The sequence below is a fragment of the Ruegeria sp. YTSC003 genome, from assembly GCF_059609785.1.
On record NZ_JBXWMK010000011.1, the window covers coordinates 73,961 to 94,949 of the forward strand.

Annotated in this window: 26 protein-coding genes and 1 tRNA gene; 17 read left to right on the forward strand and 10 right to left on the reverse strand. The window is 52.5% G+C overall.

Annotated features, from left to right (window positions below):
* Positions 1-142: 142 nt before the first annotated feature.
* Together AC2FFH_RS18450 and AC2FFH_RS18455 are read right to left on the reverse strand one after the other, a co-directional pair.
* Positions 143-913, reverse strand: coding sequence for a hypothetical protein (locus AC2FFH_RS18450; RefSeq protein WP_496769872.1), 771 nt, complete (start codon positions 911-913; stop codon positions 143-145).
* Between the two features lie 74 nt (positions 914-987).
* On the reverse strand, positions 988-1,503 hold the full coding sequence (locus tag AC2FFH_RS18455) for a DUF805 domain-containing protein (RefSeq protein WP_496845056.1): 516 nt from the start codon (positions 1,501-1,503) through the stop codon (positions 988-990).
* Positions 1,504-2,075: 572 nt separating this feature from the next.
* Here AC2FFH_RS18455 and AC2FFH_RS18460 point away from each other — a divergent pair.
* The 4 genes from AC2FFH_RS18460 (at position 2,076) to AC2FFH_RS18475 (ending at position 4,706) form a co-directional block, all read left to right on the forward strand.
* Complete coding sequence (locus AC2FFH_RS18460) at positions 2,076-2,375, forward strand: hypothetical protein (RefSeq protein WP_117870867.1); 300 nt, start codon at positions 2,076-2,078, stop codon at positions 2,373-2,375.
* A gap of 185 nt (positions 2,376-2,560) precedes the next feature.
* Positions 2,561-2,935, forward strand: coding sequence for a DUF4345 domain-containing protein (locus AC2FFH_RS18465; protein ID WP_496769868.1), 375 nt, complete (start codon positions 2,561-2,563; stop codon positions 2,933-2,935).
* A 43-nt stretch (positions 2,936-2,978) separates the two neighbouring features.
* Positions 2,979-3,809 carry a DUF302 domain-containing protein gene (locus tag AC2FFH_RS18470; RefSeq protein ID WP_496769866.1) on the forward strand — a complete coding sequence of 277 codons (831 nt, stop codon included), beginning with the start codon at positions 2,979-2,981 and terminating at the stop codon, positions 3,807-3,809.
* Positions 3,810-4,085: 276 nt separating this feature from the next.
* Positions 4,086-4,706 (forward strand): cysteine hydrolase family protein, encoded by a 621-nt coding sequence (locus AC2FFH_RS18475; RefSeq protein WP_496845057.1) that lies wholly within the window; start codon positions 4,086-4,088, stop codon positions 4,704-4,706.
* A 204-nt stretch (positions 4,707-4,910) separates the two neighbouring features.
* Here the strand turns inward: AC2FFH_RS18475 and AC2FFH_RS18480 are convergent, their stop codons facing one another.
* Positions 4,911-6,146: an adenylate/guanylate cyclase domain-containing protein gene (locus AC2FFH_RS18480; RefSeq protein ID WP_496845058.1), complete on the reverse strand. Its 1,236-nt coding sequence runs from the start codon at positions 6,144-6,146 to the stop codon at positions 4,911-4,913.
* A 264-nt stretch (positions 6,147-6,410) separates the two neighbouring features.
* On the reverse strand, positions 6,411-7,385 hold the full coding sequence (locus AC2FFH_RS18485) for an adenylate/guanylate cyclase domain-containing protein (RefSeq protein ID WP_010443175.1): 975 nt from the start codon (positions 7,383-7,385) through the stop codon (positions 6,411-6,413).
* Between the two features lie 464 nt (positions 7,386-7,849).
* Between AC2FFH_RS18485 and AC2FFH_RS18490 the strand changes: the two genes are divergently transcribed.
* From AC2FFH_RS18490 to AC2FFH_RS18520, 7 genes are all read left to right on the forward strand, one after another.
* Positions 7,850-7,943, forward strand: a tRNA-OTHER gene (locus tag AC2FFH_RS18490).
* 19 nt (positions 7,944-7,962) lie between these two features.
* The gene (locus AC2FFH_RS18495; RefSeq protein WP_496769859.1) at positions 7,963-8,469 is read left to right on the forward strand and encodes a hypothetical protein; all 507 of its coding nucleotides are present in this window, start codon (positions 7,963-7,965) and stop codon (positions 8,467-8,469) included.
* Complete coding sequence (locus tag AC2FFH_RS18500) at positions 8,448-8,648, forward strand: hypothetical protein (RefSeq protein WP_496769857.1); 201 nt, start codon at positions 8,448-8,450, stop codon at positions 8,646-8,648. Before AC2FFH_RS18495 ends, AC2FFH_RS18500 begins: the two co-directional genes overlap by 22 nt.
* Before the next feature lie 3 nt (positions 8,649-8,651).
* On the forward strand, positions 8,652-9,287 hold the full coding sequence (locus tag AC2FFH_RS18505; RefSeq protein WP_496769855.1) for a hypothetical protein: 636 nt from the start codon (positions 8,652-8,654) through the stop codon (positions 9,285-9,287).
* Between the two features lie 416 nt (positions 9,288-9,703).
* The gene (locus AC2FFH_RS18510) at positions 9,704-9,868 is read left to right on the forward strand and encodes a hypothetical protein (RefSeq protein ID WP_170334772.1); all 165 of its coding nucleotides are present in this window, start codon (positions 9,704-9,706) and stop codon (positions 9,866-9,868) included.
* Positions 9,861-10,016: a hypothetical protein gene (locus tag AC2FFH_RS18515; protein ID WP_496769854.1), complete on the forward strand. Its 156-nt coding sequence runs from the start codon at positions 9,861-9,863 to the stop codon at positions 10,014-10,016. Before AC2FFH_RS18510 ends, AC2FFH_RS18515 begins: the two co-directional genes overlap by 8 nt.
* Positions 10,013-10,324 (forward strand): hypothetical protein, encoded by a 312-nt coding sequence (locus AC2FFH_RS18520; RefSeq protein ID WP_496769850.1) that lies wholly within the window; start codon positions 10,013-10,015, stop codon positions 10,322-10,324. Before AC2FFH_RS18515 ends, AC2FFH_RS18520 begins: the two co-directional genes overlap by 4 nt.
* A 29-nt stretch (positions 10,325-10,353) precedes the next feature.
* Here the strand turns inward: AC2FFH_RS18520 and AC2FFH_RS18525 are convergent, their stop codons facing one another.
* On the reverse strand, positions 10,354-10,479 hold the full coding sequence (locus AC2FFH_RS18525) for a hypothetical protein (RefSeq protein WP_496845059.1): 126 nt from the start codon (positions 10,477-10,479) through the stop codon (positions 10,354-10,356).
* A gap of 40 nt (positions 10,480-10,519) precedes the next feature.
* Here AC2FFH_RS18525 and AC2FFH_RS18530 point away from each other — a divergent pair, with 40 nt between their 5' ends.
* A complete protein-coding gene (locus tag AC2FFH_RS18530; protein WP_496845060.1) occupies positions 10,520-10,822 on the forward strand; it encodes a hypothetical protein in 303 nt (100 codons plus the stop codon).
* A 144-nt stretch (positions 10,823-10,966) separates the two neighbouring features.
* Positions 10,967-11,116, forward strand: a complete 150-nt coding sequence (locus AC2FFH_RS18535; protein ID WP_496845061.1) for a hypothetical protein — start codon at positions 10,967-10,969, stop codon at positions 11,114-11,116.
* A 499-nt stretch (positions 11,117-11,615) separates the two neighbouring features.
* On the opposite strand, the gene AC2FFH_RS18540 is transcribed toward AC2FFH_RS18535, so the two are convergent.
* Together AC2FFH_RS18540 and AC2FFH_RS18545 are read right to left on the reverse strand one after the other, a co-directional pair.
* Positions 11,616-13,082: a SpoIIE family protein phosphatase gene (locus AC2FFH_RS18540; protein WP_496768967.1), complete on the reverse strand. Its 1,467-nt coding sequence runs from the start codon at positions 13,080-13,082 to the stop codon at positions 11,616-11,618.
* A 25-nt stretch (positions 13,083-13,107) separates the two neighbouring features.
* Entirely contained in the window at positions 13,108-13,485 is a 378-nt protein-coding gene (locus AC2FFH_RS18545; protein WP_496768965.1) for a hypothetical protein, read from the reverse strand.
* A 120-nt stretch (positions 13,486-13,605) separates the two neighbouring features.
* On the opposite strand from AC2FFH_RS18545, the gene AC2FFH_RS18550 reads away from it, so the two are divergent.
* The 3 genes from AC2FFH_RS18550 to AC2FFH_RS18560 are packed head-to-tail and all read left to right on the forward strand — an operon-like array spanning position 13,606 to position 15,609.
* Complete coding sequence (locus AC2FFH_RS18550) at positions 13,606-14,160, forward strand: SiaB family protein kinase (protein WP_496768963.1); 555 nt, start codon at positions 13,606-13,608, stop codon at positions 14,158-14,160.
* A 10-nt stretch (positions 14,161-14,170) separates the two neighbouring features.
* Complete coding sequence (locus AC2FFH_RS18555; protein ID WP_496768961.1) at positions 14,171-14,560, forward strand: DUF1987 domain-containing protein; 390 nt, start codon at positions 14,171-14,173, stop codon at positions 14,558-14,560.
* Positions 14,557-15,609, forward strand: a complete 1,053-nt coding sequence (locus AC2FFH_RS18560) for an adenylate/guanylate cyclase domain-containing protein (RefSeq protein ID WP_496724173.1) — start codon at positions 14,557-14,559, stop codon at positions 15,607-15,609. Before AC2FFH_RS18555 ends, AC2FFH_RS18560 begins: the two co-directional genes overlap by 4 nt.
* Before the next feature lie 484 nt (positions 15,610-16,093).
* Here AC2FFH_RS18560 and gyrB read toward each other — a convergent pair whose 3' ends face one another.
* The gene (gene gyrB / locus AC2FFH_RS18565) at positions 16,094-18,511 is read right to left on the reverse strand and encodes a DNA topoisomerase (ATP-hydrolyzing) subunit B (RefSeq protein ID WP_496724219.1); all 2,418 of its coding nucleotides are present in this window, start codon (positions 18,509-18,511) and stop codon (positions 16,094-16,096) included.
* Positions 18,512-18,636: 125 nt separating this feature from the next.
* Complete coding sequence (locus AC2FFH_RS18570) at positions 18,637-19,209, reverse strand: TetR/AcrR family transcriptional regulator (protein ID WP_496769686.1); 573 nt, start codon at positions 19,207-19,209, stop codon at positions 18,637-18,639.
* A 99-nt stretch (positions 19,210-19,308) separates the two neighbouring features.
* Between AC2FFH_RS18570 and AC2FFH_RS18575 the strand changes: the two genes are divergently transcribed.
* Positions 19,309-19,875, forward strand: a complete 567-nt coding sequence (locus AC2FFH_RS18575; protein WP_108861618.1) for a carboxymuconolactone decarboxylase family protein — start codon at positions 19,309-19,311, stop codon at positions 19,873-19,875.
* Here AC2FFH_RS18575 and recF read toward each other — a convergent pair.
* Positions 19,872-20,969: a DNA replication/repair protein RecF gene (gene recF / locus AC2FFH_RS18580; RefSeq protein ID WP_496845062.1), complete on the reverse strand. Its 1,098-nt coding sequence runs from the start codon at positions 20,967-20,969 to the stop codon at positions 19,872-19,874. The genes AC2FFH_RS18575 and recF overlap by 4 nt on opposite strands.
* Positions 20,970-20,989 lie beyond the last annotated feature (20 nt).

Sequence of the window (20,989 nt, forward strand, 5' to 3'; positions counted from 1 at the left end):
GTATTAGATGCGCATGAGCATGGGCGACATCACCACCCGAGAATTGAAATGCCACACGCTTCCTAGACCCGAAACCAGCACCATACCGGAAGCCAAACATTTCATCTGACGCACTACTTTGGCAGCTGGTTGGAAGGAGATATCAATTGCACTGATCATACCTGTAGTCCCCGTATTCCAGCCAGTTTGCCGAGCCTTCGCTAAAAATCAGAAACTCGGACCTGTCCTCCCCAAGGAGGGCGACGACAAATCCGGCGGGCGGCTCAGAGTTTCCGAAGTAACTGTAGGCCGTCATGGCTCTGATCGGCTCGCCGTTAACCGTTACTCGCGCGTCCCACTCCCCCTCTGGATTGTCCAAAATTACGGGTTCGATCACGCGCTCTATCGCTCCGCCACCACAATAGACGATGCCTTCGGGTGCTTCGTATGAGGCCTCTTGGCTAACATCCGAGTTGCACGCAGAACGAAGGGACCGAATTGCTGCGCTGGAACCTTTCAAGTCAAAAATTCCGTAGCTGACATCTTGATCAATCATCGACAGATTAACCGATGCATTAGCCGCAAGCTGGTCCAGAACAAAACCATAGTCCGGCTGACTATTGAAACTGACCTCGACGGGATAGTTGTCGACGATCTGCACGGCAGCGTTTTCTGCGCCAACCTGAAATGCTCCAACTTCGGTGGTGCCGTTCTTCAAGAAACGAATGGAAAGCCCCTGCTTGTCCGCAATGTCCTGGCTGTCCTCGAATCCAGCCGGAGCAAAGCGAATACGGTCACACTGAAGTTCCAGCGTCATGTTTCCTGTCTGAATAAACGCATTGGGGTTGGGCCCGGAGCTGAAAGACCACTCCGCTGATGCTGTGGTCGCCACTGCCATCAGTAGCATTCCAATGGAAATGGTTTTGCAGCTCATTTTTTTCTCTCCATTGAGTTACGGTTCGCACTGTCGTTCAGCAGAAGTTCCAGCCAATTGCCCGGACAGCCAGATCAGGAAACAGGTTCGCCGTATTCGTTTGCGCCTTCTTGGGGAGGTCGTGTCAGCCACCAGATCATCAGAATGGACAGAACCAATTGAAGGATTGAGACAACAACGATACCGGTCACACCCAGGACGGCCGCAGGTCCTCGCAATGCATCGGGATTTTCGGTCCCTTGCTCCAATACCGAAAAGAACGCCACCCCACCCAGCATAACAAATAGCGTTGTAATGCTGAGCGCCATCGGCAGCAGCAAATACCAGCCAGGTCGTCCTGTATCATGCAGCCTTCGCCAACCGGCGGCCAGCATAGGTATGAGAACAGCCAGCTGGAAAACAGAGGACAGGACCCGAGATCCTTGCCCAGTTTCTGGGTTGGTCCCGAATATGATCGCATCCACCACAGCTAAGGCAGCACTCACGAGAACCACAAACAAGAAGAACCACCAGTATTCTGAGCGCATAGCCCGACCGGAGAACTGGAAGTATTTCGAGAAACACGTTTTGACGGCTTCACCAAATCCCATCTTTCAATCCCTTCATTGTTTCTGTGCGGCCTCAAATCGCTTCGCTGCTCAGGGGAACACACTCGCAGCTCCCACTTACTTTTTTGCTTGAACGCAGAGGCCTATCGTACGAGAGCGTAGAGAAATTTACGCGCGGAAAAAATATTGATTTATTAAAAATTAGATTCAAACATGCGAATTCGACACAACTTTATTTTACCTCCGTTGTTGTCGTTGCTGCTCGCTGTGCCGAGCCCTTCCGACTGCTGGAGTGAGTGCTAGCGGTCGGAAGGCACTTTATAATGATTGAGCGCTGGGAGGACGCGATGCTTAGACTTAACGAACTCGCCCTCTCTCCTGAATTCGCTCTAGCGTTTGCTAGTGGCGTCATTCAGCCTTCGCACGTTATTGGCGGCCCCGATAGTCAACAAAATATCGTCCCGCCGACCAAGCCCCCCACGGCGCCCCCCACGGCAAGTTTTGGGAAAGGTAGTCACAGGATCAAGGTATGTTCAATTGGCTGCACAGGCGCGAGAGCTTCAAACAAGCGCATCCAATTTCACTAATTTCAAGGGAACCAGAGGGAGAAGAAAATGTCTAACAAGATGGTGATGATTGCGGGCGCAACTTGTTTCACACTGCTTGCGGCCTGCGACGATACGAGTACATCAAGCGCGTCCGCCGAGCTCACGCCGGCTCAGCAGGCGTGTTTGCGAGATGTAGCCAATACGACAAACAATTCGCAAGTCGTGGTGCTCTCATCCGCGTTTAGCGAGGCGGGAACACAGGTCACAGTCGGCGTTGGCGAGGATCGTGCTCCTTGGAATTGCATTGCTTACAGTGATGGCGCGACAGCTGGTATCGAGTTCCTGGGCGACGAAGGCGCATTGTGATCTGTTTGGTGCGCAGCTGAATACGGTTGCGCAGTACCGGTTCGCTCTTCAGAAAGCTCGACTTGGCCTGTCGGATACGCCTTTCAAAGCGTAGCGTGGGCATCCGTTTCGGATCATCGGATGCCTCAATAAACCGATCAGGAGTTTTGTAAACAAAGCGAAACCTCTACAAGAAGGAGTCCTCCATGAGTGCTAGATTTGTCCTTCTGCTTGCTGCCGTCGGCCTCGTGCCAATTGCGTTATCATACGGTCTAATGCCCGGCAGTTCGATCCCAGTTTTGCTGGGTTTTCCTGTGGAAGGGACGAACCAAACCCACGTGTTCCGAGCGATTATGGGTCTTTATCTGGCAAACGCTTTGTTTTGGTTGGCGGCCGCTTCGAAACCAGAATTACAACGCCCCGCGCTGTGGGTTCTATTTTTGTTTATGTCGGGACTGGCCGTTGGACGCATACTAAGCATTTTTATCGATGGAGTTCCGAACGGGATACTTCTCTTTTACCTTGCGGCCGAGATAGCTTTTGCGGCTCTGGCGGCGGTTTCCCTGACAAAAATACGATAAAAAAGGAAGTGGTAAAATGGTGAGGTTTGGCTTTGTTCTCTCGATGATTGCAACTTTTTCGGTTGCGACATCCGCTTTTGCACAATCGACATCTGTCCAGACCGCGGTGGACGAAAACTTCTTAGCGCTTGAGACTGCCGTTGACGAAGCGGGAGCTACTCCAATCGCATCGATAGATCACGCGCGCTTGGCCAAAGCTGAAGGCGTAGCAATGCCAGCATCACGTGTACTCATTTTCTCTGATCCAGAGATAAACACGCCCATTCTGGAAGAGAACGTACGAGCAGGTCTGGACCTTCCTTTTCGCGTTCTTTCCTTCGATCAGGATGATCGCCCGCAGATCGCCTATACAGACTCTCAGTTTCTCAAAGTGCGGCATGGTCTGAATGACACACAAGCGTTAAATACATTTCATAGCAAGATGCTCGAAGTTCTAAACAACTTGGATGCAACACCAGCGCCGACCAACGGGTTGTTTACCGACTATGGGGTCATCGAACTGCGATCTCAGCTCAGCGTACCAGAGGCAGTCGAACGTCTCAGGGCAGCCGTGATGGGGCAGGACGATACTGTCTGGTTTGGGGAAATCGATTTTGCGACCGAAGCGTCCCATCTGGGGGTGGAACTGCCGGATGCAGTTCTCTTACTGTTCGGCGGACCAGCACCCGGTGGCGTGGCTATGGCGGGCTTTCCGGCAATTGGTTTGGATGCCTTTTGCCAAAAACTATTGGTTTACGCGAATGAAGAAGGCGGCTCCGTAGTCATTTTCAATGACATCGCTGCCTTGGCAGAGTTGCACTACGGTTCCTCAGCCGAGCCTCATCACGGTTTGAACAAACGGCTTACCGCAACATTTCGCACTGCAATTGAGTAGCCGCTGGTTGGAAGTCACAATTTTTCTGAATTGCTATATTCCGTATTTGGCTGCCCATTCTGAGCTGGGTACAGACCATCGCAACACTTAACCCCTAACGGCAGTTTGCGGGCAATGTTGCCCTGGGCGCGAGCATATAGTTTTCATTCCAAAACAACGCAGCACGGTCTTGACCATACTCAGTTGCACATTTAGTCAAAATTGATCTGCCCGCTGGGACGACCCGGCCCAACAAGGGCATTTCTTCAGGACGACCTGGCAAATTGGAGGTCGAACATGACAACTAAAACCAAACAAGCTAGGAAACTGATCGAGGGTAGACCTGCCCTAATCGTAATCGACATTCAAAAGAGCACGTTTATTGATAACAGCGAAGTACGCTCCATCGACAACATGCCGGGCTACAAAGAGCGCATGATCGCTGCGCCTGATTTGGTTGATACCGCACATGATTACAATGTGCCAGTCATTTTCATCCAAGAAGTCCATCGTCCCGATAGGATAGACTTCGGCCGTGAACTGGATGGTGACGAAGACATACACTGTCTCGAAGGCGATCCAAGAACGGAGGTTGCAAAAGATGAGATGGGATATCGCAAAGGTGACTACATCGTCCCGAAGCGACGGTATTCTGCATTTTTCGGAACCGATTTCGAAATCCTGCTACGAGGTTTAAAGGTAGACACACTTTTGTTGTGCGGCGGGCTGACAGATGTTTGTGTGCACTACACATTCGTCGATGGCCACCAATCAGACTACTTCTGCCGCGTAGTAGAAGATTGCGTTGGCGGGTCATCTGTCCAAGCCCATGAAGCTGCTCTCAAAGCTATGGAATATCTACAAACTGGCGCTGTTCAGAGCCGAGAAGCAGTGATCAATGCGATTACGTCGCTCTAAATTGCAATCGAAACGTTAGTGCCAGTTGGGGTGCATAGTTTTTTTGGGTGCGGAAGCGCAGGAGCCGAGGTTTGTTATGAGGCTCTGGTTTGGAGTAATGGGAAGATTTTAACCGTAGGATCGTCGCAAGAGTAAGCCCGCGCGGCGCTAGCGGTTGTTTACGCGCCTGGCCTAATGGGCCAGAACTTTTGGATTGAGCTTTATCTAGTCTATCGTGAACAGCTCCTGTCTTTCAGCAACACCGCGCAATCTGTATTGCCCCAGGGAAACAAGACTTGGAATGGAGCCCACCAAGTCGCCTGCCACCTTATCGGAAACCACAATGTTCTGATCAAGCGCGCTGCACATGCCTAAAATGCGCGAAGTTGTGTTTACCGCTGGGCCGACCACTGTGAAATCCAAGCGAGACCTACCGCCAATATTGCCGTAAAGAACATCGCCTGCGTGCAACGAGAGAGTGAAGCCGGTCGTTGGCAAACCATCAGCTTGCCGTCGTTGGTTGAGTTCCTCAAAGGTATTTCGCAACTCCGCGGCCGCGTGAATTGCGACGCGGCGAGCGTCCGGAACTTGATTGATATCGAAGATGGCAAGCATTCCATCTCCCATGAATTTCAGAACGTTACCGCCATTGCGTTCGACTACGTCAACAGCTTCCGCGAAGTAGTCGTTTAGCAATTCTATGATTGAGTCCCCCGGAAGCGCCTCTGACAATTTGGTAAATCCTTGCAAGTCAAAATACCAAATCACCGCTGAAATAGTTTCCGATGAACCTCGGGTGATGTCCCCGGAAAGAACGCGCCTGCTGGCGTCCTTGCCCAGATATGCGGCTGTAATGTCTTCAGCCATCAGTCGGTTCGCCCCACATTTCAGCGTCAGGCAAAGTGGAGATATCAGTTGACGCAAACCATCAAGTTGCTCGCTTGTGAAGCCCCCGCTCGCATCGGTTGTCAACGAGATTATGGCACCTTCCTCGGCCTGCATTGGGTCAACAGGCATAGCGTTATCCTGTATAAGGAAGAACCGTTTAACCGCGAAGTAGTCTGTGGCACCGCGCTCGCGAAGTTCATCAAAGATTGGAAAGCTAAGCTCTGGATCTTCGACTGTCAGATCTTGTCTGATCTCTTCAACGTTGTTTGCCAAAAGATAGTAAATCGGGCTTAGGATGTATTGTTCAGGGGCATCCGTTCTTCGGACAAAGTCCTCTCGCTCATTTCCCCCGTCCCTGTGCCAGCGGAAAGCGACTGTCCCAATCTCGGGATGATGAGCGCGCACAGTAATGTTTGCTCTCTGAAGCGGAATCCCTGCCGAAACAAGACGTTTGCAGAATGCTTCCAACCAGGTTTCAACCGGCGCATTCTCCAAGCCCTGTTGAACCAGCCAATCGGCTAAGTCCTTTATGGCGGCTGTGAGTTCCCAGTCTTGGATTAATGGAGCTGCCATGATGACCTCACGATGAGATGTCTGAACAGTTTGTTACTAGTTTAATTCAGTTCAAGTACACATCAAATTCAATTCTCCCACTGCGCTTGCAGCCCTAAGGTATATGCTGATCTTGTGGCGTATTGCACGCGCGACACCGGGGCAATGGCCGCAATTCATCAGGAATTGCTGGCGATGTGAGCTGTGGCGCGTACCCCAAGACTTTTGCGACTGAGCTTTGCGGGGTATCTGTGTGATCTGTCGGCATTGAGGCAACCGAAATACTCAATCTTGCCACTCCAACCGATACAAGACGTGGTGACCGCGTAGACCTTTCAGGAGTCTGGGTTCTATTTCAGAAAATGAGAAATCGGTTCGTCCTCCGACCATGGCGCGAGTCGCATCTGAAACGAGTATCTCGCCTGCCGCACCAACCGTGGTTATGCGTGAAGCTTTGTTGACCACAGTGCCAAAAAAATCTCCACGAGATTGCACGACATCGCCAGTGTGAATTCCAATCCGGACACCGAAAGACGGCTCCTCGGAAGCCGATGCAATGGCCTTCTGAATCTTGACAGCGGCCGTTAGCGCTTCCTTCGCGGACGGAAAGACGGACAACGTTCCGTCTCCAAGGGATTTCACGAACTGGCCATGATACTTTTCAATGATCGCCGCCAAGACTTGGAAGTGGTTTTCGATCAGCACCGACCAACGCTGATCGCCCAACGCCTCCGCCAACGTTGTACTGCCTTCTACATCAGTGAAAAGTACTGAAGCCAAACCTTCGGTTTGGATCAGCTCGGGTCCATCTTCGCGCGCAGCATCAACAAGTTTTTGGATGGCCAGTTGCTCTTTACCCACGAGTTCAATATTTGGAGTTGGCACTGAAGCGTGGCGATTGATGATCTTCCAGGCTGCTCCCTCCAGGACAAAAATCAGAACGGTGCGGTAAAAGACGGCTTCATCAAAGCCGACAAACTGAATCTTGTGGACGAAGGATGACCATCCCGTCTCTCCGTTTTCGAAGGCCTCAGCTTCAACTTCTTCGAAAACGACGGGAGCGGGGATCTCCGCGAAAAAGCCGCTAACCCCATCGCGAACTGCTTGCCCGCTCCAAAACTCTCCTTCGCCTGTCCCAACAAACCGTAGTTCATCTGCCTTCGACAGAAAATCCTGCAACTCGTCAGTATTCTTTTTGGTTCTGAGTATTTCATACCAACGCCTCGAAACTGCCAGCAGTTCAGGTGAGGAACGTATCATCACAAATGACTCGAGACGCTAAATGGAATGAGACTTACAAGGTCTTGCAACCGGGATCTCCATATTCGAAAGATGCAGGTCAATGCTGCCGCTGAGGTTTGGTCAGATCAAGACTTTTGTATTTCTCCAAAACGGAGCGCATAAGACGCAGATCAAAAGACGCACGTCGGTTCAGAGCGAACTATCGACGGAGTTTCTGAGTTCGAGTCCGGATCACAGGGTATCGAATCGTTTCGCTGTCGGAGAGCTACTCGGCGCTGCACTGACCCGCAAAAAAGGATGCTTCAGTCTTTTTGGCACACGCTAAGCTAGAAGGTTCCCAGAACTCCGCAGTGAATTTCTAAGTGCAGCACGCTCTGTCTTGACATGGTTATGCGAACTGGTTCAGCTTGCGGTCATGACGTTCACACGCATCCACTGCCATCGAATATCGGCCTGAGGTCGATAACCCACGCAAAATTCGTGGGAGGCAGCATTGGTATGCGGGTGAGGCTTATATCCTTGTAATTGCTCCAGATTAGAGTGCACGAGTCGGTTCGATTCCGACGCCTCCTACCATCCCCTGGAGGAGTCCGACATGGCGGACGATGTTACTAACACAATTGACTTCAACGATATCAAGCAATCGGTCGAGGAGAGCCTCGGTCGCACACCCGAAGGCTGGTCAGGCTTGGTCACGGCGCTGTTCACAGAGGTTAAAGAATACTGTGATCAGAAGGATGCCACCTACCCCTTCATCCTCCAGATCAAAGAGAACCTCGGCGAGCTCCGCATCTACCACCGGTGTGATGATCGACAAATTCAGTCGATGATCACCGCCACAATTGCACGAGCAATTCGTACCTGTGAACGATGCTCAAACGCTGCTGAGACCCAACTTCTGGACGGCTGGTACACGACACTTTGCTGCTGGTGCGCGCATGATGTCGCGAGCAAGCGCCACCCCGAAAGGAAGAGGTTCTTTGGCGTTCGAAAGAAGCCCGTTCGGGACAGGTTGACCTGCTCAATTTGTGGATATTTCGGTCAGATCGACCGAACGGATGACCGTAATCGGTGCCCCGCGTGCGTGAAGCAGAACTGGTGATGACCGCCGAACAACAAGTGAACTTCAATAAGATTATGGAAGACTACGATGATGAGGACTACGCCCGGAAGCTCATGAATACGGGCTCGCGGGCCACCGGTCATGTCCCGCCGATTGCCATTTGCCATATCCCGGGAGGGGTCTTCCATCTCAACAAGACCAAGTTCTGGAGAATGTGACTGATGGATGATGTCGAAAAGAGCTGGAAGGAATTCCGGGAAAAGGTCCGAGGTGTGATCGAGGACCATGGAGCGCCAGATGATCTCCGCTCATTTGACGCCTGGTACGCCGAGGAGATGCGTTTGGTGATGGCGCACAACTACCCAGCTCCGCACGTCTCTGACGTTACATGGTCGACCGAGGTTCCACATGTCGAGTGTGATGACCGCGAAGTGGTCGACCGTATGATGACTGCTATGGCGGAGGTTTCACACGATCTCAAAGAGGCGCGGGCCCGGCGGTCAGTGATGAGCAGTATTGTCGGCTGGAATGATATTCATGGAAGCGTCTTCAAGCAGCTTGGTGAGTATCGTGCCGGGTGGGCGGAGCAGCTTACGCTTGCACTTGAGAAAGTGAAGAGGTTGATCGACGAGCAGCCCGACCTGTTTGGTGATGAACACCCGTCCATCGTTCAGATCAAACAGAAATGGGGAGGCTTGCGCGTCTATGAGCGCCCGGGCTGCAACCAGGCTGCGAGTGAAGAGATTCAATGGCGTGTCGATCAGATTGAGCAAACCTGTGAAGGTTGTTCTAATTCTGCCCAACGCCAGAACATCCTTGATGTTTGTGACGACGCTTTGCATCTGGTGCTACAATGATGCTCTGCGGCGGCGATTTGAGGGCGCCGAAGAATCCTGGCCCGACAGCCTTAGGCTAGACATTGTGGAAATCTATCCAGACCTCGTTTCTCCGGATTGCGCATCTCTTGTTCCTGCTGTCGGAAAGGGCTGGCTCGCCATGATTTCGCAAGCACTCCACAAGCTTTCCTTCAGTCAGGATTTCAGGGCACTGGACCCTGGAACTATTCAGATCTTGGATATTAAGAAAGGCCAGGATGGCCAGATTTTCATCGGTTTCAGTCGATACCACGATCTCATCCAGGAGTACGCTGACTGGATGGAATTTCGATGCGGTGTGACGTGTGAAGAGTGGGGCCTCGTTGGTGACATCGTTCGGACAGCCGACAGGTCTCAAGTGCTCTGTTCTCACTGTTACTGTACTCGGGAGAAGTCTGATGGGTGATGATGACGACGTTGAGCTGGATGAACAAACCTTGCGTTTGCTTAGGCTTCGGGAGGCTGAAATTGCGGCCGGTCGAGCAAAACTTACCAAGCCGATTACCTCGGATGAGATCCGGTCGCGAAAGGTGCCTGATCCGAAGGGTAAGCCAGATGAGTGACGAGACTGCAGAAGAGGAAATCCCAATTTTCGTAATCTGCGAGACTTTGGTGAACGGCCAACTTCGAGAGATTGAAGGAAAACAGATCACTGTAAAACCAAACAAGATCTTAGTCTTGACGATCAGTGTCGAGGATGTTGAGCGATGACAGATGATTTTTCAGAAGAAGAGACCTTCGGGCGCCCGTTAAAGGATGTTCCTCTAAGTGACTTGATCGCAGAGTTGCAAGCTCGTCGCAAAGAGGGTCCGGAGGTCTGGCTTGCATTGCGCAAAATGATTTTCGAGCAAATCGCCGATTTTGCACAGCGTCCGGCCGACGCGCCCAAATGGCGGGATGAATGGGTCAAAGAGAACACCTGGGATCTAGTGACTGACGACGATGATGTTGAGATCACAGATGGTAGCGGCAACGTGTTCGACGACCTCGGGAACGAAGACCCAAGGAAGAAGACTTAGTGATGGGGCCCGAGCATTTCAGCTTGATCTTATCCGCCGTGATCATTGTCGCGTTGGCGATCTACGTCAGACACATCGTCCACACCGCTGGAAAAGATCGCGAAGTCGATCCAGAGCAAGTGCAAAGGATCATGCGAGATCTGGACTACGGCCACCTGGACCGAGTGATCAACCGGCGAAGGAAGGGGTAGCGGGATGTTGAAGGTGGTTGTCTATGTTGGTGATCAAGAGGTCGCCCGAGCTGTGGTTGAGAACGATTCAGAACTCGCGGAAGTGTCTGATTACAATATTCGAATGAACGAACGGGCCGCTGAACAGCTGGGCATTCAGGAAAAAGGCCTTGGCGGCAGAATTGAAGACCACCCACGAAATCAAACTGTTTGGTCGCTTGTTCGCAAGATCGTGGACATGTGGCTGCTAACAACCGGAGTGGATATGGAAAGCGCTCAGGCAAAGCTGCCGCCGTTGATCCGTGAGTCCATTCGCGAACCTGAATAGAGGGTCGAAAAGGAATCGAACCAGAGCGAAGATTGGAATGCTGTGATCAAGCAGATTTCTGATGACGAGCCGTATTCCCTAGGCTTCTACACTGACAAATTTGAGTCGTGGACAGCGGACGAGATTGAAGCTCTTCGATGTGATGTGGTTGAGACAGTAACAGAAGAAGAACTAATGGCCGAGGTCGAACGCCGGCGAGGAGCTGATCTACTGCCCAAGGCGGCCTCGAATGATGGCTTCTCAGATCTGGTTGACGATTTCTGGGGCAAACTCGATACAGACCCAGACCGCTAGTACAGCTTACCTGCCGTCATTACCCAATTTTTGACATCTGAAGTCTATGGCGACTGTCGTTGTAGTAGTGCGCGCTTCTTCTAAGCGCCTCTCCTGCTAGGAACCAAAGCGCCCCGGATAAGCATTTCCCCAACACTGCTCTGCGGAACCATGAACCACCAGTCTCTACGATGAGCATGGTTGACCGCAACCAGCCCAAACCAGACATGCCACAGTAACACGCGGGACGGGCACTGCCGTTCTTTGCAGTCGCAAAGTAATTCATGGGAAACTCAAAAAGCGGCCATTCAGGTTCAGTATGACGATCTCGACGATCCCGCGGCCGCACCTATGCCTCCGAAGCGCCCTGTAGAATGGTCAGTCTATTGTAGGGTCTGTTCAGCGAGGAAAAACCGACGTCACCTCAGTTTTATTAAAGCCTAACAAAGCCTTAGGTAGTACAGGAGTAGACATCAACGTTTACGGATAAGCAGAGGGCGTTGCATCTCACAAACGCACCTTAATCTGTTTTTCGGGCAGTGCGAAAAGCGATCATGGTTAAGTCATCCAAACGTTCTTCATTCGTACTATGATCTTGGTAAGCGCCGTGAATAGCCGACAATAGATCTTCCGAACACGACCACTCTTCCTGTTCGAATACAGATACAACTTTCTGGAAGCCAAAAGCCAAACGTTTTTCTCCACCTAATTGATCAATCAACCCATCAGTTGAAATAAAAAAATCTGCTATTTGATCCATTTGAACTTCGTGTTCCAAGAATTTTGGACCAATTGGAGTATCCACATACCCAATGCTCAGCTTATCGCCTCGGATTCGGTCAATTCCAGTCTTGGATTTGACCAAAAGAGACATGTGCGCGCCTGCAAACGTCGCAACCCCTTTTGCTGAATCGATCTGGCATATCGCAGCGTCCATGCCGTCGTTAGAAGTCCCGTTTGCAGTATCCTGATTTAAAAGTGCACGCGTCAAGTCGCTCAACTTGGACAGCGCCAGTGACGGGCTAAGCGTTTCATTTTCGAAGTAGAGCCGCTCGAGTGTAGCGATTGCCAACATGGTCATGAAGCCTCCGGGAACGCCATGTCCAGTACAGTCAATTACGGCGAGCGTCGTAATTGGGCCATCCGTTTTGATCCAGTAGATGTCCCCACCAACCAAATCGCGTGGTTCCCATATGACAGCGAAATCAGCAAAGGCGGCCTTGCACTGGCTTGTCGTGGGCAGCAAACCCTGCTGAATTCGCGTGGCATAGTTTACGCTTGCGACGATCTGGTGGTGCGCCTCGCGGATTTCATTGACACGTTCAACCTCGCGATCCAGCATTGAGTTATAGCTTTGAACAACCTTGCCAATCTCATCTTCTGACTCGTATGGGACAATTTGAGGGTCATCGTATCGCTCGAACTTTTCAATGGCTTTCAACATTTGGCCGAGAGGTCTGTTGATGAGCCAAAGAAATGCAGCAGCGCCTGCTAAGATGAGCGCAAATCCCCCGAGAACTCCAAGAAGGACCACAACCCCCACTTCTGTCCTTAACTCATCGTTCAAGATCGCCTGATCAATTCGGGCCAACATCGTTGTCGGCCCTGCGGCCGTCGGAACAGAAACGACGATGTCTAAACCAGGTTTTTTTATCTTGTCGCATCCTATAGCAGGCCAGGAAACCAAGGTTTCTGAGCTTTGCTCTAACCTCTGTTCGGCGCAAATAACGTAAGGAAAACCCGAATAGACAGCCAGCAGGCTCGTTGCTTGCACAAGACTTCCTGCTTCAACCAATTCAGCCAACGGACGCGCGATCCGATTGGCAATCGTTGCAACTTCCGCGGCAACCTGATCCGTTTGAGCTTGCTTTTTGAATTCATAGTAAAAAAGAAGCACAATGGCATTTAACACGCCTCCGAGCAGGAGCGTCGCCAGAATATGCTTCAGAAATATTCGGCGCTTCAAAGATGTCCAGAGTTTACGCACTAAATGCCTCTATAGTGTCCGGCATCTAGTTCCCGATGTTCTTCATCGCGGCCTGAAGAGCGCCACGATTGTTGACGATCATCTGTACAACTTTGTAATCCCCGGAAACTTCACGCACAAGAAAGTCCGCCGTCACGGTATCGCCATCTTCGGTTATCATTTCAGAGCAGACGAAATAGTCACTTCCCGCAAGAAGAACCATGGGATGAACATTCGCAGGGTAAACGGTTTCAAACGCGTTGGTGGTCGTGTCCAGATACGTGTAAGAACCGTCGACCATTACCCCATCGACATGCGAAATCATGGCGGATTGGAGCTTTGCCTTGATCTCTGTTGGAATGTCGGCGGCTGTAGCCGGGTCGGACGATATTACTACGGCAACCACACACAATAGCCTAATCATATAAACCTCCCCACTAACAACACTGCACAATTGATACACTGAAAATGCATAAATGTGTATCTTATGATATTAAGACCTGAATTGAACTTGGTGCCACCCAAGCATGACCAAGGGGAACAGATGCTTGCAAGCGAAGTCTATGATCTACGCGCCAACCTGCGCCGACAAGGTGTTGTCTTTGCATACAGTGGTTATGTAACCGAAGGTATCCTCAGTGGTGTTGGCGATGCGTTAAAGCAGAAATTAGTGTCTGAAGATGCTGACACAAAAACTCTCCGAAGCGTTTTCGCTGTTTTCGTAGAGCAAATGCAGAACATCATCAGATATTCAGTCGAACGGCTATCAGCCGACGGTGAGACCGAGGTACTGGATATAAGTTACGGCATCGTGACCATAGGAAATGAGGCCAACGGCTATGTCGTTCATGCGGGCAATCTGATCCTTTTGAGTGACGTAGACAACATGCGAAAACGACTTTCCGAACTACGCGCCATGAATCGTGAGGAGCTTAGGGCTGCGTACAAAGGCCAACTCCGGTCAGAAACTGACGCCGTCAGCAATAATGCAGGTATCGGGTTAATTGAAATTGCGCGTCGAGCGTCAAGGCCAATCGAGTTTGATTTTATGCGGATTGACGATCAGCACGCATTCTTCGCACTCAAAGCGACGATTTAAGAGGGTACGAATGCAGAAAATTGATATCCCAGCAACAAACCGCACCCCGGCCGTGGCGTTCGATTTTGACGTTGGCCACCTCAAACTGATTGGGGAATCCTACCCTGAGGATGTTACGACGTTTTACAACCCGTTGTTTGATGCTTTGAAAAGTTGGTTGTCGGATGGTTTAATGTCCAAATGTCGTTTTGACTTTGAACTCATCTATTTCAATTCGTCCAGCGCCAAGGCCATCATGATGATCATGGAGCTTTTGGATTCCGCTGCTGAGGCGGGGAATAGAGTTGACGTCTATTGGTTTCACGACCCCGAAGACGCGACCATGGAAGAACTTGGGGAGGAGTTTGGGGAAGACCTGAAACATGCCAAGTTCACACTGGAAAAGTTGTCGGATCGATGACTATCGACGATCTCTTTGTTCGCGAGAATGAGGCTTTGGAAGTCGCGGAAGCAGCTATAAACAGTGGACAGTTTCCGAATGATGAAACACGCAAATCAATTGAAAACCTTGTCGGAGAATACAGAAAGCTGCTCAGAACCACGCGGCGCATGATGCGATTGAGTGATCGTAACGAGCGGGAACTGAATGCATTAGCCGAAAAACAGCGCATCGCCGCCGAAGAGGTTGCCCAAAAGAACCAAGAGCTGGAGGCATTGTCAGGAAAGCTTGCCAAATACTTATCGCCTCAAGTCTACAACTCGATCTTTTCCGGTCGCCAAGAAGTTAAACTCGCGAGTAAGCGAAAAAAGCTGACAGTGTTTTTCTCGGACGTCGCCGGCTTCACAGAGCTTACGGATCAGATGGAGTCGGAAGATTTAACAGAACTCCTGAACAGCTACCTGACCGAAATGGCGGAAGTCGCTCTGAACCACGGTGCGACGATAGATAAGTTTATCGGGGACGCAATCCTTGTTTTCTTTGGAGACCCGGAGACTAAAGGGGTGCGGGAAGATGCTTTGGCATGTGTGAGAATGGCAATTGCAATGCGAGACAAGTTGACAGAGTTGCGGGCAAAATGGATTCGTCATGGAATAAGGCAACATTTACAATGCCGTATAGGTATCAATACAGGCTTTTGTACGGTTGGGAATTTTGGAAGTGACGACCGAATGGATTACACCATTATCGGCGGCTCTGTGAACGTGGCATCAAGGTTGGAGCATCAGGCCGAGGAAGGAGAGATTTACATCTCGTACGAAACCTGGGCGCACGTGAACCACGAAATAGAGACCGAAGAAGTTGGAGCTATCCAAGTCAAAGGCGTGGCTCAACCTGTCATGACATACCGTGTCTTGGGTCAAAAGAAATCGAGACCGCGCGCAGAAAAAGTAGTATATGAAAACCCGAATTTTCAAATGGTGTTGGACCCGAGCTCGATGACACCAGAAGAACGCGCCGCAAGCTTAGAGATACTTAAAACGGCTCTTGCATCACTCCGCAAAAACTAACACTGAGGTCTCGCAGCCAGTGTTTGAACGTGTCTCAGAAAATTCCCACGAATTCTCAAGAATTGTTCCATGCCGTGGACAAGGTCAGTTTTGTTCATACATCTGAATTAGATGTAACCTGCCTCAAAGGTAGCTTCGCCCGCGGACTGTGAGCTCACCCAACCCAAAAGATTGCTCTTGCAGCGGACGGCTGCAATGCGATCTGCGACCGCAGAATAAAGACCTACCCTTGAATTCAGAAGAGAGCTGTTCGCCAAACTTTGCAAAGCCCGCTTTCTGCGCATCGCAGACCTTCGCGAGAATCCCAGGTTCCTTAGGGAGGCCCTTTGCGGGATTGAGCAATGCAAAGGGCCACTACCGCAACGACTAAGCCATATACTAATTGAATTCGTCGCTAATGCAGACAAACGCACAGCGCAAAACTATGGGCGAACTACGCAAACTTATGGGGTGTGCGAAGTGCTATGCGCAAACCTACAAAATCCTAGAAATCCAGGTTCTCCACGCTCAGGGCATTTTGCTGGATGAACTCGCGGCGTGGTTCCACCACGTCGCCCATCAGTTTGGTGAACAGATCATCCGCTTCGACCATGTCGTCCACCCGCACCTGCAAAAGCGTACGTGCGTCCGGGTCCAGCGTCGTTTCCCAGAGCTGATCCGGGTTCATCTCACCCAGACCCTTGTAGCGCTGCAGCGACAAGCCCTTTTCACCTTCTTCCAGAATGGCGCGCAGCAGATCCAACGGGCCGTGAATTGCCTGTGACCGGTCGCGACGGACCAGCGTAGCCGGGGTGTTGTAGATCTCTTGCAGACTTTGCGTGAAGCTGCCGGTCTTGCGCGCCTCGCCCGAGCGCAGCATCGGACCGTCCAAGGTACGCACCTCTTCCACGCCGCGCAAAATACGGGCAAGACGAATTCCGTGATCCTGTGTGATCCGGCCCTGCCAGCCGCGTTCGTATTCCAGCGCGATGAGGTCGAGACGCGCGGCGACCTTGTCTGCAACGCCCTGCAAATCCGCATCGACCGCGCCTGGCACGAAGGCACCTGCAACGGCGGCCTGTTCCAGGATGTGGCGTGGATAATGGGTTGGGAAGGCGTCCAAAACGCGCTTCAACTGACGCGCTTCGTCGACAATGCGCGTCAGATCCTGACCCAAGATCTCTTCGCCAGAACCGAGCTTCAGAACTGCCCCTTCGACACCTTGGTTGACCAGGTATTCATCCATCGCCGCCTGATCCTTCAGGTACACTTCGGATTTACCGCGCGCCACTTTGTAAAGCGGCGGTTGGGCGATGTAGAGATAACCGCCCTCAATCAGCTCAGGCATCTGCCGGTAAAAAAACGTCAACAGCAATGTCCGGATATGCGCACCGTCGACGTCCGCATCGGTCATGATGACGATTTTATGATAGCGCAGTTTTTCGATATTGAACTCGTCTCGCCCGATCCCGGTACCCAGCGCCATGACGAGGTTGCCGATTTCCTGAGATGACAACATCCGGTCAAACCGTGCACGTTCAACGTTCAGGATTTTACCCTTGAGAGGCAAAATTGCCTGAGTTTGCCGATCGCGGCCCGTTTGCGCTGATCCGCCCGCGGAATCACCCTCAACCAGGAAGACTTCGGTTTTGGTCGGGTCCTTTTCCGAACAATCCTTGAGCTTACCGGCCAGAAAATTCACATCCATCGCCGTTTTGCGGCGGGTCAGCTCGCGCGCCTTGCGGGCAGCTTCACGTGCCAGAGCGGCCTCGATAATTTTGCCAACGATAATCTTGGCCACGTTCGGATTTTCTTCGAACCATTCAGCCAGCTTTTCGTTCATCAGACCTTCGACTGCAGGGCGCACTTCGGATGACACCAGCTTGTCCTTGGTCTGGGACGAGAATTTAGGGTCGGGGACTTTGACCGACAGCACACAGGTCAGACCCTCGCGCGCATCGTCGCCGGTAAAGCTGACCTTTTCCTTTTTCGCGATCCCGCTGGTCTGGGCGTAGTTGTTGATGGTCCGGGTCAGCGCACCGCGGAAACCGGCAATATGGGTTCCGCCATCGCGCTGTGGGATGTTGTTGGTGAAGGGCAGGACTGTCTCGTGATAGCTGTCGTTCCACCACATGGCGATTTCGACACCGATATCGTCACGCTCACCCTTGATATAGATCGGTTCGGGCATCGCGGACGTCTTGGAGCGGTCCAGGTATTTGACAAATTCCTTGACGCCGCCTTCGTAAAACAGCTCGGTCTCCAACCGCTCTGCCGGGCGTTCATCAATCAGAATGATCCGTACACCCGAGTTCAGGAAGGCCAGTTCGCGCAGACGCTTTTCCAGCGTCTCGAATGAATATTCCAGGTTTGAGAACGTATCCAACGACGCCAGAAACCGCACCTCGGTTCCGGTCCGGTCACCGCAGTCAGCGACAACTTTCAGGTGTTCAACCGTCTCACCGCCCTCGAACCGTGCGACGTGTTCTTTGCCGTTACGCCAGACGCGCAATTCCAGCCAGTTCGACAACGCGTTCACAACCGAAACGCCAACGCCATGCAGGCCGCCCGAAACCTTGTAGGAATTGCTGTCGAACTTGCCGCCGGCATGCAGCTGGGTCATGATCACTTCGGCGGCAGAAACACCTTCTTCGGGGTGAATATCGACGGGAATTCCGCGGCCGTTATCGCTGACAGATACACTGGAGTCGGCGTGAATTTTGACGGTTACATGGTCAGCGTGACCGGCCAAAGCTTCGTCAATTCCATTGTCCACGACCTCGTACACCATATGGTGCAGGCCCGAGCCATCGTCCGTGTCGCCGATATACATACCGGGGCGCTTTCGAACTGCCTCTAACCCTTTGAGAACTTTAATGGAATCTGCACCGTATTCCTGGGGTGCCTGTGCGTCTTCGGACATGCCGTCAGTACCTATATTATTTTGGTAACTTATACGTTTTCTGGGGGGGATTGTCACGCGCTACCCCAACATTTTGTGTCGGTCTTGCGTGATTTCGTTTCTTTCGGCAGCTGACTGCCGAATCCCTATAAACGGTCGATATCGGCCGCTATATCCGCTGCGATTTCATGGGCGTCGACATCACTGCGCTCGGCCGACAACCGCAGCCCCAAAAGGTCAGATTGATAGCGCGTCGCCAGTCGGTTCGGATCGTGGCTTAGGGCGATATCCTCGGCCTCTTGCGCCTGACGGAACAGGTCCGCAAAACAGGCCTTCATCTCGGACATGAGGATACCCGCCTGCCCCGCCAGTTCGTGATCCTTGGCCTGCAATTCAGCATAGGTCTTAGCTAACATGCAGGCTTTTGCTGGCGCTCCGCTGGCCTCGATCACCAAACGCGGCTGCGCCTTCAAAGCTTCCAATGGTCCTAACCGGTCAGCCAGAGCCTTCAGTCGCGCGACACCCTCTTGTGCGTAGCGTTGCAGTGCCAGCCCATACAAAGCATCCTTGGACCCAAATGCCGCATAGAAACTGCCGGGTTTCAACTTCAACTCGCGTTCAAGGTCTTTCAGGGATGTGCCAGCCCAACCCTGACGCCAGAAGATATCCCTGGCCCGGGCAATCAGGTCATCACGGTCATATTCGGGTTTGCGAGGCATCATCTTCACCAATTCTTGAACGGTTGCTCAAATATATACTTGAGTGATCACTCAAGAAAGACTATTTCTGCCTGAACGCGCCAGAAAAGGAGTTCCGACATGGCCAATTTCCCGTCACATGATCTCGAATCCGCCCCCGAAGGGTCCAAACCGTTGCTGGAGAAATCGCAGGCCGCTTTTGGTCGCCTGCCCGGCCTGCACAAGGTCATGGCCGAAAGCCCCCAGCATCTTGAAGGCTATCAAGTTCTGCACGGCCTGTTCATGCAGACCGATTTCGACAACGACGAAAAAACCGTCGTCTGGCAGACCATCAACGTGGAAAACGAATGCCACTATTGCGTACCCGCACATACCGGCATCGCCAAGATGATGAAGGTTTCGGACGAGATCACCGAAGCCCTGCGCAATGAAACCCCGCTGCCGTCGGCCAAGCTTGAAGCACTGCGCACCTTCACCCTGCAAATGATGGAAACCCGCGGCAACCCGACCGAAGCACAGCTGCAGGCGTTCTTTGATGCGGGCTACTCGCACCGCGCAGTTTTGGATGTGGTTCTCGGCCTGGCGCAAAAAACCATGTCGAACTACGTGAACCACATGGCAAAAACCCCGGTTGACGAAGTCATGCGCGGCTTCCTGTGGGAACGTAAGGTCGGCGAGCCGGCCTAAGCGGACACGACCGAGCCCTCAAAGCCATCACTCACGATCAATGATTGGGCTCGGTCGCCCAGTTCCGCAAACAGCTCAGGCCCGGTGCCCGTCATCCAGGCCTGAGCGCCCAGCGCACAAATCTCATCATACAGCGCCGCGCGCCGATCCGCGTCCAGATGCGCCGCCACCTCGTCCAACAACACGATCGGGGGCGCGCCAATCATACTCGCCAAGGCCCGTGCGTTCGACAGGATCAATGAGACCAATAATGCCTTCTGCTCACCGGTCGAGCAATCCTTGGCCGGAACGCCCTTGGCAGCGAACACCCCGTACACGTCTGACCGATGTGGTCCCACCAGGGTACGTCCAGCCGCCAGATCCCGGAACCGGCTTTCACTTAGTGCTTCGCGCAGATCCGCTTCCGTTTTCGGCATCGCACCTTCAGTCTGAACCAACTCCAAGTCCGCCGATGGAAACGCGGTTTCCGCCTGATCCTGCGCCGCGCGCAGATGATCAAGCGCTGAAAGTCGCGCCGCGTGGACGCGGTGACCAGTCTCCGCCATCTGCCCTTCAAGTGCGGCATACCAATGCGCGTCCCGCACCTGCTCTTTCAGCAGGCGATTCCGTTCGCGCATGGATTTTTCGTAAGTCAAAGACGCCTCAGCATGGGCTGGGTCGAAACTCAGCGCGATCCGGTCCAGAAAACGCCGACGTCCTTCGGCCCCCTCGATCCAAATCCGGTCCATTGACGGGATCAACCAGACAATCCGCGCCAGCTTGCCCAGATCAATCTGGCTAGACGCCTTGCCATCAATGCGAACCTGCCGCGCGACACCGCCCTCAGACCAGGTTTCAATCTCGTGATGTGGCCCCTGCGCCTGCAGCAACCCGGACAGTTTCCAACCCAGCGCCTCGGGGCGTCGGGTCATTTCGGCCGCGCTGGCCCGCCGCATTCCGCGACCGGGGGAAAACAGGGACACCGCTTCCAGGATGTTGGTCTTGCCCGCCCCGTTCGGCCCGTGAATCGCAACAGGCCGACCATCCAAAGACAGTCGCGCCAGCTTGTGGGACCGAAAATGCGAGACGGTAAGCTCGGTCAGGGCCAAACCCATGACCCCTCCCTTCATCTTTT